This is a genomic window from Campylobacter sp. RKI_CA19_01122, from assembly GCF_025771325.1.
Taxonomy (GTDB): Bacteria; Campylobacterota; Campylobacteria; order Campylobacterales; family Campylobacteraceae; genus Campylobacter_D; species Campylobacter_D lari_D.
The window spans coordinates 1-18743 of the sequence record NZ_JAKMPZ010000004.1 but is presented as its reverse complement, the minus strand read 5'-3'; the positions used below and the strand labels follow the sequence as shown (position 1 = coordinate 18743).

Sequence of the window (18743 nt, the reverse complement as noted above, 5' to 3'; positions counted from 1 at the left end):
TTAATCCAAAACTTGTTTTAGATGATAAATATGCTCGGCTATATCCATCTGGTGATTTCCTACAAAAAAACCATTTTCATGCAAAATTTTTGCATTCTTGAGTTCACTAAAAATTTCATAATTAAAATATTTCATTACTTCATTTTGCGTAAAATCACCTGTAACTATCGGACGATACTCAATATTATTTGCTTCTAATTTTTTAATTACCTCACCTCTTTTAAGCGTAGATTCTGGTTTTATAATCAAAGAAAAACCAAACCATGAACTAGAACCAATTTCTTTTTGTATAATAAAATCGGGATGGTTTTTAAAATGATCACAAAATAATTTTGCATTTTTTCTGCGATATTCCAAAAACATAGGTAATTTTTTAAGTTGTTCTATACCTATAGCTCCGCTCATTTCTACAGGGCGTACATTATATCCTGGCAAAATAAAACGAAATGATTCATTAAACCAATCATCACTTTTATTTACTATTTTATTTTCTTTTGGTAAATTCCTAGTCCATCCATGTGCCCTTAGACAAAGTAATATATGATATAATTCTTCATCATCAGTCACCACAAATCCACCTTCCATTGTAGCCATATGATGAGAAAAGAATGTTGAAAAAGTTCCCATAATACCAAAAGTTCCAGCTTGCTTTCCCTTATACTCTGCACCCATTGATTCACAGTTATCTTCAAGCAGGATAATATCTTTTCCTTTTATAAGATCATTAATTGCATCAAAATCATTAGGATTTCCCAATAAATTCACAATCATGATCATTTTTGTTTTATCGCTAATAGCACTACTTAAAGCATCTAAATCGTAGTTTAGCGTTTTTAAATCTATATCTACGAATTTTAGCTTTAAACCATACTGATAAAGTGGATAATAAGTGGTACTCCATGATACTGCGGGAACTATAACCTCATCTCCTCTTTTTAATTTAGGATTTTTTGTATAAAATAAAGCTGCCGTTGCTATCAAATTTGCAGTTGAACCCGAACTTGTCATAACCGTATACTTAGAACCTGTAAATTTAGCAAAATCTTTTTCAAATTCAGCCACCTTTGTACCCATAGTAAACATATCACTTTTGATAACATCTTGTATTGCTTGCAATTCTTTTTCATCCCAAGTTGACGAAGCTAATGTATATTTTTTCATTTTTCTACTCCTTTATTTTTTAAATACCATTCATACATCATTTTTATACCTTGTTCTAACTCTATTTTATGTTTCCAACCTAAAGAGTGTATTTTAGAACAATCCATTAATCTATTCATATCACTACTTGGCTTAGTGGCATCAAATTTTATCTCCCCTTTAAAACCTACAACATTACTTACTATACTAGCTACATCTGCTATAGAGTAATCAATACCAGTACCAATATTAAAATGTAAATTATTGGTTGCAAAATCGTATTCCATTAGATAAATACAAGCATCAGCCAAATCCTCACAATGAATAAATTCTCTTCTAGTTTTTCCATCGCCCCATAAGAAAATTTTATTTTTAAAAATTCCAATCTCTTTTAAAGCTTCTTCTATATTTTCATTTTCTGTTATATTTAACTCATTGGTTAATCCGATATAATTTTGCTCTTGAAATAATTTTCCTAAATGAAATTTTCTTAACAATGCTGGTATAAGTCTGGCTTGTTGTAAATCAAAGTTTGCATTACCTCCGTAAAGATTATTGATAGCTACACAGATAAATTCTGTATTATATTGAATATTATAAGCTTCGCTAGCTTTTAAAGCCATGATTTTAGAGAGTGCATAAGGTTCGATTGAGTAATCTAATTTTCCTGATAGTACATATTCTTCTTTTAATGGATTTTGAGCCTCTTTTGGATACATATAGCCAGAACCGAAACAAATCATTCTTTTAACCTTATATTTAAAACTTGCATGAATAATATTTATCTGCATCATTATATTATCATAAATAAAATCTGCTCTATATTGCATATTAGCAACACCACAAGGAGTAGCTGCACACATGAAAACATACTCTGGCTTTTCTTTTTTAAAAAAATCTTCAACTGACTGCTGATTTTTTAGATCTAATTCAGAACTCCCTTTAAAAACTAAATTACAATACCCTCTATTATATAGCAATTCTGCTATAGCAGAACCAGCTGTCCCAGTATGTCCTGCAATATAAATTTTGGCTTCTTTATTTATTGATTTCTTTTCACACATAAAGTTTTTCCCTCTATATCCCTACTAGATAAAATAGGCTTTCCATTAAAAGGCCATTTGATATTAATCTGACAATCATCCCATGCATAAGTAAATTGATCAGCCACCTCTACATACTCCCCATCATAAGCATATTTATAGTGATATATCGCCTCTTGACTTCTAACATAATACGCATTACCCATATTAGGTGGGATTAAAATCATTTTTTGATTATTTTCATTAATATCAAAACTTTCCCATTTAAGATAGGTAGGAGAGTCTTTTCTACAATCCACTATCACTTGAAAAATATCACCATAAACACAAGTAACATATTTCCAAGATTTATAATCTCCATGTATACCTCTTAATACATTTTGACAAGATCTTGAAAATTTATCATGCTTAAAGTATAATTCTTTCGGTAATAATTTTTCTATTTCTTCTTTGAAAAAAGAAGTCCAAATATTTCCTCTCAAATCAGTTGAAATATTTGGAGTTATAATATAAACCCCTTTAATTTTTTTAGATTCTTCTATATTAAATTCTATAGCCATTACTCGTAATACCTCATTATTTTATATCCACCTTGTTTAAGATAGACATCTTTATTCATAAGTCTTAAATCACTTTTCATCATATCATCAACTAAATTTTTAAGATTATATTCTCTATTCCAGCCTAGTTCTTTTTCGGCTTTAGAAGGATCGCCTAAAAGCAAATCAACTTCAGTAGGTCTAAAATATCTAGGATTTACTTTTACTACTACTTGACCTTTTTGAAGATGGTTAAAATTTAAAAAAAGCTCTTTAGCTCTTTGTTGATCAAAATCTTCTATAAAACCTTCTTCATCTACTCCGCTTCCTTTAAAATTTAATTTTATCCCACAGTATTCAAAGGCAAGTTTCACAAAGTCTCTCACTGTAGTAGTTTTTCCAGTAGCTATAACCCAATCATCGGCCTTTTCATGTTGAAGTATCATCCACATCATTTTTACATAATCTTTTGCATGACCCCAATCCCTTTTAGCATCTAAATTACCAAGATAAAGTATATCGTCTAAATTTAAAACTATTTTTGCAGCCGCGCGGGTGATTTTTCTAGTTACAAATGTTTCTCCTCTAACGGGACTTTCATGATTAAATAAAATTCCATTACATGCGAACATATTGTAAGCTTCTCTGTAATTTACCGTAATCCAATATGCATACATTTTTGCTACTGCATAAGGACTTCTTGGATAAAATGGAGTTTTTTCACTTTGTGGGGTTTCTTGTACTTTTCCAAAAAGCTCTGAAGTAGAGGCTTGATAAATTTTAGTTTTTTGAGTTAGATTTAAAAATCTCACCGCATCAAGTATTCTAAGCGTACCTATACCATCAGCATTTGCCGTGTATTCAGGTGTTTCAAAGCTAACATGCACATGGCTCATAGCAGCAAGATTGTAAATCTCATCAGGTTTAATCTCAGCTATTATTCTAGTTAAATTCATAGAATCAGTCATATCACCATAGTGTAAATAAAAATCATTATTTTTTTCATGATGACCTTCAAATAAATGATCTATTCTATCTGTGTTAAATAAAGAAGATCTTCTTTTTATGCCATGTACTTCATAACCTTTATTGAGTAAAAATTCAGACAAATACGCCCCATCTTGCCCAGTAACTCCAGTTATTAATGCCACTTTTTTCATTTATATCCTTTTATAATCATCTTCTAATCTTACTATATCATCTTCACCTGTGTATTCACCCACTTGAGCTTCTATAATCACAACAGGAATTTTGCCATAATTGCTTAAACGATGTTTTTGCCCCATTTTTATATAGATTGACTCATTAGGTCTTACTAAATTTTCTACCCCGTCTATTTCTACAGTTGCTGTACCACTTAAAACTATCCAATGTTCGTTTCTATGAAAATGTTTTTGTAAAGAAAGTCTTTTACCAGGTTTAACTTCTATACGTTTGATTTTATATCCTTTTTCATCTTCAAGTATGGTAAAACTCCCCCAAGGTCTATGTGTGCAAAGATGATTTTTACTTAAATTTTCATTTTCTTTAATAGCTTCATAAATTTGTTTTACTTTTTGAGATGATGATTTTTTACTAATTAAAAGTGCATCTTGAGTGTCTATGATAAATATATCATCAAGGTCAATTGTAGCTATAAATTTCTTTTGATCGCTTGCATAGCAAAAGATATTATTAGAATCTAAAAATTTAGCATTTGTATTGGTGTAATTTTTACCATTATTAAATTCTTTAGCTAAGCTTTCAAAGCTTCCTACATCACTCCAAGAAATGTTACTAGGTATCACTTTTACTTTATTTGATTTTTCCATTAGAGCATAATCTATGCTTAGTTCTGGAATTTTTTCCATATCTGCTGATTTAATTTTGATAAAATCATTTTGTTTTAAAGCATTTTTATATGCCTTTAAGCAAAAGTTATAAATTTCTTTTGCATAAGTTTGCATTTGTTCTAAGAAAAAATCAACTTTAAACATAAACATACCAGAATTCCAAAAATACCCCCCCCCATCATCATAACCATTTTCTAAAAATTCTTTAGCTGTTTTAAAATCCGGTTTTTCTATAAAAGCTTCAACATCGTAAATATTTTCAAATTTAATATAACCATATCCAGTATGTGGATTATCAGGTTTTATACCAAAAGTTACAAGATAATTGTTATTTGCAAAATCTATAGCTTTAGTTATTGCCTCTTGATATGTTTTTTCATTTTTGATTGAGTGATCGCTTGGTGTAATTAAAACTATTTCTTCTTTAGGCAAAGATAAACATGCTAAAGTGATAGCTGCTGCAGTATTTTTTGCTAGTGGTTCTAAAATAAACTTAGTTTTATCTGTATTTGAAATTTGATCAAGAGCTAGGAAATATTGTTCTTCATTGCATACTATTAAAGTATTAGAGCAAAATTTGGAATTTCTTTGCAAAGTTAGCTCAAATAAAGATTTATCATCAAATAATTTCAAAAATTGCTTTGGCATTAGTGTTCTACTAAGCGGCCAAAGTCTTGTACCGCTACCGCCACAAAGAAGGATATTGGTCATGATAAATATTTGCCTTTAATTTTTTCTGCTAAGTCCATAGATTTCTTTATACATACATCCATATTATAATACTCCCACTCACCAAATCTACCATGAGAAATCAATCCTACTGAATCCAAATACTCCAATACCTTTGTTTTAGACATAACATAATTTAAATCAAAGCAAATATACGCTCTTTCTGACACATGAAAATCAATAGGATTTTTTAAAAATTCTATCTTTTTTCCTTCACTAACAAAATGTTCATATGTTTTTTCACCAACAGATTCAGTAATACAGTAATTTTTTATAGGTCTAAAATAAGTCCCAATATTTAGCAAACGGTGAAAACCTATATTCTTCTTTGGAACATAAGCCCAGGTAGAATCAAAACTACCATCAGTTTCCCATAACATATTTGATATTTTATTATATTTTAATTTTTTAAAACTATCTATAATATTATTTGGTATGTTTTGCAATATATTTGGAATCAAATCTAATGGTGAAGTATTAATAAGAATATCATATTGCTTTTCTCCATTAATACACCATTTTTGATTACAATGTTCAATATATTCTACTTCATAATTATATATAATATTCAAATCAGTCGATAAGGCATCGATAAAAGTGTTTTGGTTATTTGTTTTAGGATAATAATAAAATGCATGTGGCATATTATCAAAAATACTCCTAGAATTATTTATTAAAGATTTATAAAAGCTCATTTTAGTTGGCACTGGTAATTTCATTTGATTTTCATCTTTTATCCAACTATTATCCATTTTTTTTGGTTCTATTCCCCAAATTTTTTCATTGTAAGGTAAAAAATATTCTCTAGACAAAGTTGGACCAAAATGGTTTATAAACCACTCTTCTAAGTTACTACCTTTACCATAAGAAGCATTAAACATTTCTTGAACTATTTGTAACCCCAAAGAAGAATCAATTTTATCTATTTCTGAAACTGAGAATTCAATTGGATAACTTATCCATTGATCTCTAAATAAGACTTTTGCTTTTCTTTCTATCAAATTCCAATTATCTTTACTTAAAATTTTATTAAAAACAAAATTTAGAACTTCAGGGTATATAGAATTAAAACAATGACCTCCTACAATGTGATAGGCAATACCATTTACATCTTTTGTCCTTGCAATACCACCGACAACCGATTCTTTTTCCAAAACTTCTACTTCAAAGTGTTCACTAAGAAGTCTAGCTACAGACATACCTGATATCCCCCCCCCCTATTATACCTATTTTCATTACAATATTCCTTTCTTCAATTTTATTTTTCTTATATGAAAAAACAATCTTACATATCCTGCTTTGTACCAATTTTTATGTGCATATATCAAAGCTTCTCCTAATTGATAGGTCAAATGTTGTTTAATTTTAAGTCCTTGTTCATAATCAATATATTCACTTAATGGAGGTAATTTATTATCAAACTTTCTTGTAAATTTATGATTTATCATTACACAGAATAAAATTATAGGCATTAACAATCTTCCTCTTATTGTCTTGGAATAATATATCATCACCTGCCCTAACTTATAAGCTAGATGTTGTTTAACTCTATTTGTTGCTCCAAAAATGATTTTATTTTTAACATTAATATTATAAAATATTTCATCACTAGGATTCTTATAAAAATTAACTTTATTGCAATCTTCTATAATATTTTTAAACAAAAGCACATTAGGAATCAAACAATCAAATTTTCTAAAATAAATATCATCCTCATTTAATGTTAAATCTTCAAAAAGCATCTTATTAACTTTATCTATAATTTTGTGCAAATATGACTTATCACAAAAAAACATTGAGCTTAAGCATTGAAATCTATCAAGCCATTTGCCCAACTCGCTTAAATCAGCTTCAGAATACAAAAGGCTTTCTTTTAATGATTTAAAAATAGATAGTTTTGTATTTGCTGATAAATATAAATAATGTGCTCCTATTAAATACCTATCCTCATAATTATTTAAATTTTCCTTTATATTTTTTATCGATATTTTATAAGCAAATTCTTGAACCAAAGAGTTGTTTATCTCGATTTTAGAATCAGAAAATTCTTTAGGGATGTAAAAAGTAAAATTATCTCTCGCAGTTGTACTATTATGTTGACGAATGGCTAATAATTGAAGATTATTAAGTATATTAACACCTAATTGATATAAAATAGAAGGTAATTGGTGTGCACTATCTTTTAAATTCATATAAAAATCATGAACACCGATTCTGTGAAAAAAACTAGCCAAATCAATAACATCAAAATTATATTCTCGACACAATTTTCGATGAATATTATCAATAACTTTTGAATTTTTACATTGAATATGGTCGTATGGAAGAAGCAATATTAAAATTCTCTTAACATTAAGCATACTAAGCTGTTCATACAAAATAACTATATCTCTTACTATCTGCTTCAGATTTCTTTGATGAAAATCCTCTCTTTTATCGTTTAAATTTGATTCACAAATCAATAAATCAGCATGCTCTATTTTATCTTTTTTTCTAATGATTTCATAAACATTTTGCAAAGAAGCAGATTCATCTAAAGCAAAATTCATAAAATTGACATCTTTATTAGCTTTCATAGCCTTTGGTATACCATCATTTAATATACCATTACTACCGCCTAGCAAGATAATTTTTTTCATTTTTATCTATTCCTCTTTTTTTATATGATTAAATTTTTAATTAATGTTAATTTTTCGAACTTCTCATCTATATTCTTTGACAAATATGCATTTTTAAAAAGATTATAAAAAGATGTTTTTTTTAAACAAGATAAAAACTTATCCTCTCGTTGCAACTTGAAGATATAATTATTCAAATGCTTTTCTGCAGAATCATATTTTTCTAAATTTAATAGACTATCAATAAACAAAACATGATAAAATTCATTATTAGGATTGTATGACAATATTTTAAAAACTATTTTTACTAGATGGTTAAAATTTTTATTTAAATATAATCTGGAAATTAAATAATAATAACACATTGCATAAGCTTTCATAGTATTATCAGTTTTAAGAATTCCTATATTCTCTATAAGAATATCCTCTTGTTGCGTAAAAGAATAAAATTTAAAATAATATTTTGGTTCTTTACCATGTCCTATAATACTAGCTAATCTAGCAAAACTTGAATCACCCGAATAAATTTCATCAGCATTGGACATAAAAATTATTTCAGCAAAAGCTTGCAAAAAAGGAGTTAAATATGATAAATCACCAATAAACTCTTGTGCTTTGTATATTCTTGCTTTACCTTGATAGTATGTATTACAATGTGTTTGTATTTCTTTGACGACTGATAAACTATCTCCAAATAATACAATATTTATATCATTTTCTAAATTTTTGAGTGCTAGTTCTAAAGCAATTTCTGGAGGCATAGCTTTTCTCCAATGCACACCGGCAAAAAAAGGATTTTCATCACAATAAACAATATCGCCCGTTCTAACATGAATAGCATTAAACTTACCCTTTGTCTCAATAAACTTTTTAGCAATTAAATCAATTTTAGTAATAACCTCTTGAACTTTTTTTGAGAAAATAATTTTTTTAAAACATTCTTGCAGTTTAATACCATAAGATTTATCTATCTCATCTTTTATAAAATGCTCCAAAGGGGAATGTCCAACATACCATCCCCATTGTTTTTCTACAAAAGGACCATACTTTAAATCATGGAATGACATTTTACCCATCCACTTTGTTTGACGAACAGGTAAAATAGATGTATATGAATTTTTCTGCAAAAAAATATCGTCAAAAATTTCTTTTTCATCGTCAATAATATAAGAAACAAGTTTTTTATCACTTTGATGTTTTTTTATATCTTTAGTATCTACTTTTCTTGAATTCCACACCATAGCAAAATTAAACTTTAAAATATCTGCTATATACATTGAATTTAATATTGATAAAAATCTATCCCCAATATAGCTATTTAAACCAGCAACTATCAATTTATTTTTTAAAAATAAATCAATTTCAAGTTCAAAAGAAACTAGATCTGAAAATTCTATTTTTAAATAGTTAAAAACAGTTCTTTTAAAATCAACAATAATTTGATTATTAAAATTAGTTAGTAGATTATAATCATGTATTTCTTCCCATTTTTCATGATTCGTCAAATATAATAATTTTACTCCATCTAAATTTACATCTTTCCCCAAGGAAAAAACTATCCTATCAACAGCAAAAGATTGAAAATCTAATATAATTCCCGTTAGTTCTTGTCGGATTGTAAAATATATTTTATCCATAATCAGTTCTTTTTATGATGTTTTATAAATGCTTCTTTTCCGCCTGGAAAATGTTGAGCTAATTCTACCAACATATTTGCGTTAATTTTTCCAAAAACATTATTTTTCACATAAACATCACATTTTAAATATTTGAAAATTTTATATAAGGAAATTTGATCTATTAGCCAATTACTTGATGTTTTTGAAAAATCAAAATAAAGATCGATGTATTTTTTATTCAGTTTTGCAAATGTCTTGCTTAGAAAATTATTTCCAAAATAAGATAAAATAGCAGAAACCCTTCCATAATGATAATAAAAATTCATAGATGAAACACCCTGTGAAAGTGCCAACTCATAATTGCGACAAAAACGTACAAAATCATATAAATTTTTTCCTATAACAGCATCAATCTCTGATACAATTATATCAACACCATATAATTCCAATAAATCTGGAACTAATGTATATCTAGGTGTAGTATAGTAGGCTTTTTTACTATGCTCACTAATATTATCTAAATTTATATATTCAAAACTATAATTAAAAGAAAATTCATTTTTATATTTATCTAAAATTAATTCTTTACACTCATGATCAGGATTAATAATGTGTATATGAGGAATAACATTAAAGCCATTTTCTTTAACAACAGAATTTTTAAAACTATTTAAAAAGGCAAAAGAATAGTTTTTAAAATATTTGGAATCAGCACAAATTAAAAAACAGCAATCTTGCCTATTAAACATATAGTCACCATAATATTCAATAGTATTTTGTTTTTTTACATCAACAGATAACATAGATTCAAAATATTTTAGACTTCTAGTAGAAAAAACTCCATTGGTAATATGAAATAAATCCTTTGATCTTGCTTTTTGAGCAGCTAGCGAAAAAAATATATCTACTTCTTCTTGCATTTTATCACGATATAAATTATCCATTAAGTGAGCTTTATGATGACAGAACCAATATGTTTCACCATTAACACAAAAATCCTTAGAAATCAAATCTTCTATAAGAGAGCAATGATGTTCTTTTTTTAAATTTCTAGCCAACAAAAGAAAATATCGCTCTATCATCTTACCATATTGCTCCTCTTGATCGCCGTAATCAAAAGGAAGTATAGCATTTTTACTACCTTGTATAATATTTGAAAGCTCTATAATTTTACCTTCTTTTTCATACAAGCTAATTATATTATTAAGCTCTAATATATCTCTTTTATCAATAGCTAATTTAATACGATCTTCTATATTCATATTACTCCTTTACTTGTGATAATTTACACCATAAAAATAGATATTATTTTCTAAAGCGACTTGAAAGTCATTAACACTATCTCCAATTAAAATTGTTTCTTTATTTTGATAGTTGTTACTTATAAGTATATTTTTTACTAAAATATCTTTTTTTATAGGAGAACCGTGGATGCTTAAAAAATATTGTGATAATTTTAATTTATCACAAATCTCAAGCAAATCTTGCTCATCTGCACCTGATGCTATATGCATATTGTAACACTTTTGATTTTTTTTAATAAAATCAAAAGTTTCTTTTATAATATGCTTAGAATTGCTTAATTTCTCTTTTGTAAGTTTGGAATATTTTTTTGCATATTTTAAAATTTCACCATCTGAAATTTCTCTATGAATGATATTTTCAAAAAAATATTGGATTTTTTGATATCTAGAAATACCTCCATTTTTTAAATGAAACTCTAGCAATTCTTTCACCTTATTTTCAGGAAATTCTTTAAAAAGTTCAGCAAAGGCTTGTGTTTTTAATCCCACAGAATCAAGTATAACACCATCAAAATCAAAAATAATATTTTTTATATTTTCTATATTTATCATATCTTACACTTTATCACAGTTTTTATTATATAAGAATCATCATTTATACTTAAACCTGGCATATGCACATCTTCAGGATAAAAAATAGCAATATCATTTTCATTTAAAATCAAACTAGAAATTAAGAATTTAGGTTTTTTATATCTGATTAAGTCCTTAGTTTCATCATACTCTTTTTCAACTTCAAACAATTCTTTATCACCAAATTCAATTTTTTCTTTACCATTTACAACAAACTGAATATCTATGTAATCTTTATGAGATTCAAAAAAAGCCTGGCTTTTATTTTTAGTAAAATAAGTTTGCTCCAAGGCAAAGATATCTTTAGTAAGTTCAATTTTTTCAAATACTCCTGTATTATACGCATGCAATCTTTGGAATTCTTTACTATTTGGATTGGTACAACTAGACAAATAACTAAAAATCAAATCTAAATCTTTTATATTATACCTGTCGATATCTTTTAATTTACAAAAAATAGCCATTACAATACCTCTGCTATAACCGTACAAGGCAGTCCATCAGAATTTTTAATTCTTAATGGTGCAACTATAAGTTTTTTTATATTATCCTCTTTAGATATTTCATTTAAATTCATATCTTCTAAAAGTAAAATTGGTTTTTTTGGATCTAGAAATTTCCTATGTGCAATTCTACCCAATTCTCTATTTGTAAAACTAGAAACAGAAATACTATCAAAGCCAAACAATCTAACATTAGGAAAGAATTCTCTGATATAATCAGCTATATCTGGATGAAAACCAAAATTTTCCCTCCAATATACCTCATCATTTCTCTTGGCACCATTACCTGTTTTTACAATAATGGCTTCGATTTTTATTTTATCTTCTACTTCTGATAATTTTTGAACTAAATTTTGATTAATGATAATGTCACTTGAATTAATTTCAACAAATAAAACATAATTAAAAATAAAATCACTACAACAAAAGTCATTTATACTTTGTCCATCAGAAAAAAAGTGCAATGGCATATCAATGTGTGTTCCATTATGAACACTTGTTGTTATTATGGTATGGTTTGCAATATCATTATGCTCTATAGAACTTTTTTTTGTTAAATTCACCTTATCACTATTACCATAAGTTGGAGTTGCTTCATTTAGACAATAAGATAAATATATATAGTTAGTCTTCATAAATATTTCTTTTCAATATTTTTCATACATTCCAAGATACCTTGTCCCATATCAATATGGGGATTTGCTACTAATTTTTTACTTCTAGTTGGATGAAAAGAATATGGAGTAGTTTTATAGTGATTATGATAACCCGAAGATTTTAACAAAATCTCTATTTTACCTCCAAGCATTTCATTTATCATTTCAAACAATTCTTTTCTTTGCATTCTTTCTGTACCAGTTAAAATCAAATGCTCATTTTCAAATTCACTATTCTCTATAATTTGCAAAGCCAATTTTGCAACATCATAAGCATGGATATATTCTCTAATTTCTTCACCATCACCACTATGAGAAATCTTTCCATTAAGCATTGCTTCCTTAACTAGATTATAAATATAATTATTATAATATTCTTTTTCTCCATATACTGAGCCATAACGAATAATGGTAAATTTTAACCCGAATTTTTTATAATATTCTTCGATAATTTTTTCAGAAGTTAATTTACTAATACCATAAAAAGACCCTTTATCGCTCATAGCATAAGCACTACTTGCATAAATATATCTTTTTATTTTATATATTTTGCATCCTTCTAAAATATGCATATTTCCTATAACATTTAATTCTAAAGTTTTCAAAGGATTTGCTATGGCATCATCTAAATTAGCAAAACCTGCAAAATTGAATACTATATCCACATCCTGACATAAAAGTTCAACTTCCTTTTTTTGCATAATATCACATTTTCTAAAATACTGCATTGGAATATTATCGCATGGATTTAAATCAGCATATAACACATTGTAATTATTAGTCAACAACTCCTCTACAACATAGCTGCCTATAAAGCCTCCTCCTCCAAAAACTAATACCTTTTTATTCATTTTCAAAAATCTCATTTTTTAAAGAAATATTGTTTTTATATCTTATTGCTTCTTCTACAGCTTGTGTTTCCATATCTGTTCTACTTTCTATAGTACTAGCACCCATATGGCAAGTTAAAACAACATTATCAAGCTTTCTTAATTTACCTTTATATGGTTCTTCTTCAAAAACATCCACAGCCGCGCCAGCAATTATTTTATCTCTTAGAGCTACAAATAAATCTTGCTCATTTACTATACCACCTCTTGCAGTATTAATTAAAATAGCCGATTTCTTCATTTTTTTTAAATCATCAAATGTTAGATAATCTATTGTGTCTTTTTTTAATGGTAAATTTAAAGATATGACATCAGATTCTCTTAATAGTTTTTCTTTGTCAACTAATTTTATATTATACATCTTTAAAAAAGCAAAATCAGGATTTGGTTCACACACTTTAAAAGAAACATTGAAAGAAGATAAAAGTCTAATTAAACTTTTTCCTATCCTTCCCATACCAATAATACCAATTGTTTTACCATAAAGCAACATACCCATATGTCTATTCCAAACACCCTGTTTTAAATTTACATCTGTAAAACTAATTTTTCTTGATAGATCAAGTATTAAACCTACGCATAATTCAGCCACAGCCATAGTAGGAGCATCTGGTGTATAAACAACCTTTATGTTATATTTGCGACATAGTTCAAAATCTATACCATCTAAACCTATACCAACTCTTGATATAAGTTTTAAATTCGGAGCATTTTGTAAAACTTCTTCTGTAATTTTTTCAGTTCCTGCTATCAAAATTTCAGCATCTTTAATATCATCGGCTAATTCTTGTGAAGTTATTTTTCTTCCATGATTGTTTAATCTCACATTAAATCCATTTTCACTTAACAACTTCAATGGATTTTCAGATGTTTCTCCGAATGGATGCGTTGAAACAAATACTTTCATTTTATATCCTTTTTGATAATTTCCATCCCCTTTACTGCATTATCACTCAAAAATAAAAAATCTATACTATAAGCTAAAAAAGTACAACCCTCATATATTTTTTCCTGAAGTTTTTTTGGATCAGTTTCTATCACATGAAAACCTGAAGGAATATTGTATCTTTTACAGCATTTCAAAACTTTAGCAATAGCTTCTTTTACTTCTATTCTATGATACTCCCCAGGAAAACCTAAACTACCAGATAAGTCATATGGTCCTATAATAACTCCATCAATTCCATCTGTTTTTATTATTTCTTCTATATTTTCAACAGCCTCATAATGCTCTATCTGAGCAATAATGATAAGATTTTCATCAACCCATTGTTTATATTCTTCAAATTTTAGTCCATAATTTTGGGCTCTAAATAAGCCCACTCCTCTTTTCCCCATTGGAGGATACTTTGCAAATTCAACCGCCTTAATGGCATCTACTTTATTTTTAATCATAGGGACTATAATACCATCAGCTCCCATATCTAAAACTTTCTTAATAATCACCTCTTCGTTTTTACTCACCCTAACTAATGCTTTAATCTTTTTAGATTGAATAGTAATTATTAAATTTTGCACCGTTTCGTAATTCATCGATGTATGCTCAAAATCTATTACAAGCCATTCAAAACCTGCATTTGACATAAGCTCAGCAATACAAGGATGACCTATACTTATCCAGCTACCTATAGTTAGTTCATTATTTTGCAATTTTTCTTTTAAATTCATATTATATCCCTATTTTTATATAACAATTCTGCTAGGGTAAAATCTTCAGGATTATCTATATCAACAGCCTCAAGTTTATTCATAGGAAATATCTGCGGTTTCAAACCAATTCTTTTTTTACCAGCCAAACTAAAAGATTCTTTAGAAAAAATATAAAAGTTAGAATTTTCCTCATACATGGGTTCTAAATCCTGGGTTCTTAAAAGCTCATTTGGATTGTGATTTATGGCCTTTGCATTCTTATCATAAAATCTAGTCTGTACTTTTGTAACACTAAATAGACTATCATACAAATCTAAACCATCAAAAAACTTTTTAATAGCTATATCAATAGTTGATGTTTTTAACAAAGGATTTGTGCTATGTGTTTGTAAAAAATACTCTCCATTGCATTGGGTTAAGTCATAAGAGATAATATCATTCATAGATATAAAATCACCTTGAATTTCTTTAGGTCTTTTAATAACAACAACTCTATCACGATCAAAATTTTTATCAACATCAGATGCTATAATATCACTATCTGTATTTATGAATATTTTATCTATATAGGAAGACTCTAACAAAACTTTCATTATAGTATGATACAATGGAAATCCATTAAAGTTTTTCATATTCTTATTTTTTACTCTTTCCGAATTCCCTTTCATTGGTAACAAAGCATTAATTTTCACATTTTTCCTTTAAAATATAACATAAAGCAATATTTATATCAATATACTTTCTTAATGAAATATCTACTTTTTTATAATTCTCTAGTGCCCCAAAATAATCCTTTTGACTAAAACACAAATTAGCTTTCCTTATTGCCTGTGTATTATCCAAATTAAACCCTATAATACTATCAATATCTAAAACAATTTTACTATTTGGGTATCTTTGCTTTAATAAAACAAATTTATCTAAAAAAAGACTATCATTAGACAAAATATCACTAGTTTTTAAAACATGTATTTTGAAAGTTCTAATAAAGGAAACTCTCATTTTTTCAATAAAATCAATTCTCTTATCATAAAAAATATCTGTGTAATTAGTATTTTCCAAAAAATCTTTCCAAGTATAAAAATCACATTTAAAAAAAAGCATAAAAAAACTAGATATACTTCTCATACGAATAATTTTTGATTTTATATCCTCTTTTTTATTTTCATCAATCATAGACTTTATTATATCATCGGAAAATATTTTATCTACTATTGCTAATAAATTATTTTCATGTAACTCATAGTTTTTAAGAACCGTAGATTCAGAATGCACTCGATAGGTTGAAATTGAATCGTAAACAAATTTTGAATTTAAATTATTTTTAAGCAAATTAAAATTAGCCAACCAATCCTCACCATTTGAACTTTGCTCATCAAAATGTAATAAATTTATCACATCTCTTTTTAGCATCATTGTATTAAATGAGATAGGGTTTCCATAAATACAATCTTTAACAGTCACCGTAGATCTTTTACCATATTCTATACCTAGATAATTATCATCTTCATCAATAAATTGTATTATTCCATGAACAATCTTTGTTTCTTCATCACGCATAAGAATACTATAACGAATATTCAATGAATTACTCAATACAGTGTCATCTGCATCTAAAAAACAAACCGCTCTTCCAGAAGATAATTTAATTCCTGTATTTCTTGCTCCAGATACTCCTTTTTTCCCAAAATTTTGATAAATTTTTATTCTTTTGTTTGACTGTGCCATTTTCATCAACAATTGCAAACTAGAATCATCTGAAAAATCATCTATTGCTAGTATTTCATAATCTAAATAACAAGTATTCTCTATAGATTTAATGCATTTTTCAATAAATTTTTCAACATTATACACAGGAATAATGATCGATAATTCACATTCTCTTTTTTTATACCGATCTATCATTATAATATTATCTACAATTCTATCTTGTAAAGGTTTAATATAAGATGGAGTTAAACTAAAAATTCTTTTTTTATTTTTTTCTGCCAATTCAAAAAATTGAGAAAGAAAATTAATATGCTTGTTATAATAATCATCATATTTTATATCAAAAAAACCCTTATGGGCTATTTTAATATCTTGCATTTTATCATTTATTTGCACTTCTTTATTATGACTCCAAAAATAAGAATTATTTTTTATCGAACGTCCGTCGCAACCAGTAATATATATTTCCTCTCCTAAACTCGTAGCCAAAGGAAGTTGAAACAAGGTAAGAATATTATTTGTTGTTTTAACTTCCAAAGAATCAAAAATATTAAAATAAAATGGGTTACTATCTTCACTTGGTATTTTAAAGAAAATAGGTACTAAAAAATCTATCATATAATCAGGTAAATAGGTACTATATATATGGTAATCTCTTAAAGGTACTACAATAGGACAAGGATTTAAATCAAAAACGCTAATTAATGACTCTCTAAATTTACCAGCATAACTTGAAGGCCCTGCGTGAAAAATTGGATCTGCTATAACAAAAATCTTAGGCTTCAATTTTTTTATAACATCTTGGTTGACCACCATACTGTTGCATGCAATTACACATCCATCTTCATAATTATATTTTTCACTATAACTGAAATTAGGTCCTGTACCGAATAAATATATCTTTTGTGTTTTCAATCTTTCTAACAACTCAAAAATTTTATTTTTTGAGATTTTTTTATATTTTGAATGTAATTCAGGAATTTTTTCTGCGAATCTCAAATAAAAAGAATCTCCATATGATAAATTATTATGATCAACTCTTATTATTTCAAAATTCAGATTTGATTCTTTTTTAATATTTAATAATTCTTCACGATATTCTTCATTTATAAGAAAAACATATTGTAAATTTTCAAAATAATTATTGTGTATTTTTTTATATAAAACAATTTTTTTTCTAGGAATTTTATCTAAATATTTTAATATGGATGAATCTAGATACTTTGGAAATTTATTCAATATCATTCTATTATCAAAATCAAAATTAGCACATAGATAAATTTTTTCAATAAATTCTTCTAATGGCCACAAATACCAAATAGCTCTTGAAATAATGTCTACAAAATCTTCTTCATTTTTAAATTCCGGATAAAAACCTATTTGCATATATCATCAACCTCTTTTATGTATTTTTACACATATAAATATTTTATATGGCAACATCCACAACTTTAAAGGATTTTTAAAGCTAGCTATCAAAGCTCGCCCTAATTTATAAGAAAGATGATTTTTTAATTCAATAGACTCTTTATAATCAGGATATTGCTCTAAAGAGGGCAATATTAAAGATGAGTCTTTTTTAATTTTTTGTTTATATATTTTTTGTTCTTGCTTATGTGAAACTACAATACTTAACAATACTATAGGCATTATTAAATAACCCAAGAAAGTTTTAGAATTTATTATCATAGCCTGACCTAACTTATAAGATAATTGATTTTTAATTCTACTCTTTGCTGTACCATATTTAGCACAAAATAACAATTGATCATTTGATAACTGAATTTTAGTTAAGTTGTCTTGAATGGTTTGATTTTTAAGTTTTATATTTTGATTTAAACTTTGAATTTGAGTTAAGTTGTCTTGAATGGTTTGATTTTTAAGTTTTATATTTTGATTTAAACTTTGAATTTGAGTTAAGTTGTCTTGAATGGTTT

General features: G+C 27.0%; 16 protein-coding genes and 2 pseudogenes. All 18 read right to left on the bottom strand.

The window, feature by feature from the left end; genetic code table 11:
- Positions 1 to 1161 carry a DegT/DnrJ/EryC1/StrS family aminotransferase gene (locus L8U37_RS03005; protein ID WP_263728557.1) on the bottom strand — a complete coding sequence of 387 codons (1161 nt, stop codon included), beginning with the start codon at positions 1159 to 1161 and terminating at the stop codon, positions 1 to 3.
- The gene (locus L8U37_RS03000) at positions 1158 to 2186 is read right to left on the bottom strand and encodes a GDP-L-fucose synthase family protein (RefSeq protein WP_263728614.1); all 1029 of its coding nucleotides are present in this window, start codon (positions 2184 to 2186) and stop codon (positions 1158 to 1160) included. The genes L8U37_RS03005 and L8U37_RS03000 overlap by 4 nt, the downstream gene beginning before the upstream one ends.
- On the bottom strand, positions 2183 to 2743 hold the full coding sequence (locus L8U37_RS02995) for a dTDP-4-dehydrorhamnose 3,5-epimerase family protein (RefSeq protein WP_263728556.1): 561 nt from the start codon (positions 2741 to 2743) through the stop codon (positions 2183 to 2185). Before L8U37_RS02995 ends, L8U37_RS03000 begins: the two co-directional genes overlap by 4 nt.
- The gene (gene gmd / locus L8U37_RS02990; RefSeq protein WP_263728555.1) at positions 2743 to 3882 is read right to left on the bottom strand and encodes a GDP-mannose 4,6-dehydratase; all 1140 of its coding nucleotides are present in this window, start codon (positions 3880 to 3882) and stop codon (positions 2743 to 2745) included. Before gmd ends, L8U37_RS02995 begins: the two co-directional genes overlap by 1 nt.
- The gene (locus tag L8U37_RS02985; protein WP_263728554.1) at positions 3883 to 5265 is read right to left on the bottom strand and encodes a mannose-1-phosphate guanylyltransferase/mannose-6-phosphate isomerase; all 1383 of its coding nucleotides are present in this window, start codon (positions 5263 to 5265) and stop codon (positions 3883 to 3885) included.
- Positions 5262 to 6519: pseudogene (locus tag L8U37_RS02980) on the bottom strand (protoporphyrinogen/coproporphyrinogen oxidase). Before L8U37_RS02980 ends, L8U37_RS02985 begins: the two are co-directional and overlap by 4 nt.
- Complete coding sequence (locus L8U37_RS02975; protein ID WP_263728553.1) at positions 6519 to 7922, bottom strand: hypothetical protein; 1404 nt, start codon at positions 7920 to 7922, stop codon at positions 6519 to 6521. The pseudogene L8U37_RS02980 and the gene L8U37_RS02975 overlap by 1 nt, the downstream one beginning before the upstream one ends.
- Before the next feature lie 20 nt (positions 7923 to 7942).
- Positions 7943 to 9538, bottom strand: a complete 1596-nt coding sequence (locus L8U37_RS02970; RefSeq protein WP_263728552.1) for a hypothetical protein — start codon at positions 9536 to 9538, stop codon at positions 7943 to 7945.
- Positions 9539 to 9540: 2 nt separating this feature from the next.
- A complete protein-coding gene (locus L8U37_RS02965; protein ID WP_263728551.1) occupies positions 9541 to 10782 on the bottom strand; it encodes a hypothetical protein in 1242 nt (413 codons plus the stop codon).
- Between the two features lie 9 nt (positions 10783 to 10791).
- On the bottom strand, positions 10792 to 11376 hold the full coding sequence (locus tag L8U37_RS02960; RefSeq protein ID WP_263728550.1) for an HAD family hydrolase: 585 nt from the start codon (positions 11374 to 11376) through the stop codon (positions 10792 to 10794).
- Entirely contained in the window at positions 11373 to 11861 is a 489-nt protein-coding gene (locus L8U37_RS02955) for a YhcH/YjgK/YiaL family protein (protein WP_263728549.1), read from the bottom strand. Before L8U37_RS02955 ends, L8U37_RS02960 begins: the two co-directional genes overlap by 4 nt.
- Positions 11861 to 12535, bottom strand: a complete 675-nt coding sequence (locus L8U37_RS02950) for a cyclase family protein (protein WP_263728548.1) — start codon at positions 12533 to 12535, stop codon at positions 11861 to 11863. Before L8U37_RS02950 ends, L8U37_RS02955 begins: the two co-directional genes overlap by 1 nt.
- Positions 12532 to 13407 carry an NAD-dependent epimerase/dehydratase family protein gene (locus L8U37_RS02945; RefSeq protein ID WP_263728547.1) on the bottom strand — a complete coding sequence of 292 codons (876 nt, stop codon included), beginning with the start codon at positions 13405 to 13407 and terminating at the stop codon, positions 12532 to 12534. The genes L8U37_RS02950 and L8U37_RS02945 overlap by 4 nt, the downstream gene beginning before the upstream one ends.
- Positions 13400 to 14353 (bottom strand): phosphoglycerate dehydrogenase, encoded by a 954-nt coding sequence (locus L8U37_RS02940; RefSeq protein ID WP_263728546.1) that lies wholly within the window; start codon positions 14351 to 14353, stop codon positions 13400 to 13402. Before L8U37_RS02940 ends, L8U37_RS02945 begins: the two co-directional genes overlap by 8 nt.
- Entirely contained in the window at positions 14350 to 15114 is a 765-nt protein-coding gene (locus L8U37_RS02935; protein WP_263728545.1) for an HpcH/HpaI aldolase family protein, read from the bottom strand. The genes L8U37_RS02940 and L8U37_RS02935 overlap by 4 nt, the downstream gene beginning before the upstream one ends.
- On the bottom strand, positions 15111 to 15764 hold the full coding sequence (locus L8U37_RS02930) for a cytidylyltransferase domain-containing protein (protein ID WP_263728611.1): 654 nt from the start codon (positions 15762 to 15764) through the stop codon (positions 15111 to 15113). The genes L8U37_RS02935 and L8U37_RS02930 overlap by 4 nt, the downstream gene beginning before the upstream one ends.
- Positions 15765 to 15777: 13 nt before the next feature.
- Complete coding sequence (locus L8U37_RS02925) at positions 15778 to 18192, bottom strand: glycosyltransferase family 2 protein (protein WP_263728544.1); 2415 nt, start codon at positions 18190 to 18192, stop codon at positions 15778 to 15780.
- A gap of 6 nt (positions 18193 to 18198) precedes the next feature.
- Positions 18199 to 18743 (bottom strand): annotated as a pseudogene (locus L8U37_RS02920) (hypothetical protein); the annotation flags it as partial.